General features: G+C 58.9%; 1 rRNA gene. It reads right to left on the reverse strand.

The window, feature by feature from the left end:
• Positions 1-406: 406 nt before the first annotated feature.
• Positions 407-523: ribosomal RNA gene (locus tag KME80_RS49860) — 16S ribosomal RNA — on the reverse strand; the annotation flags it as partial.

Genomic DNA, 523 nt, shown 5'->3' on the forward strand with positions numbered 1-523 from the left:
GCTTAACGCAGCCTCCCACGTCCTTCATCGGCTCCTGATGCCAAGGCATCCACCGTGTGCCCTAAAAAACTTGGCCACAAAGATGCTCGCGTCCACTATGCAAATCTCAAACAACAAACAGCAACCGGATCCCAACCCTGAAAGGGCTGTTCACCGGTCCTGTACTGAGGTATCCAACAAACCGAAATCATCCGGTCCGTTTCCTCAGGACCCAACAGTGTGTCCAACCAGCCTCAGCCCCCATCCGCACGCTCCCACTCCCCTCCGGAGAGAGGCGGTACTAGCGCATCGGCAACCGAGACCGGTTGATTAGCCAGTGCTCCACTAATGAGCTGCCGTGTGCAAGTCGTTCGCTTGCAGTCACAGCGTAGACCGGAGGGGTTAGCCCCCAGTCGGTGCTCCTTAGAAAGGAGGTGATCCAGCCGCACCTTCCGGTACGGCTACCTTGTTACGACTTCGTCCCAATCGCCAGCCCCACCTTCGACCGCTCCCCCCAGCAAGCTGGTTGGGCCACGGGCTTCGG

The organism is Nonomuraea ceibae, assembly GCF_019396325.1.
GTDB classification, from domain to species: Bacteria; Actinomycetota; Actinomycetes; order Streptosporangiales; family Streptosporangiaceae; genus Nonomuraea; species Nonomuraea ceibae.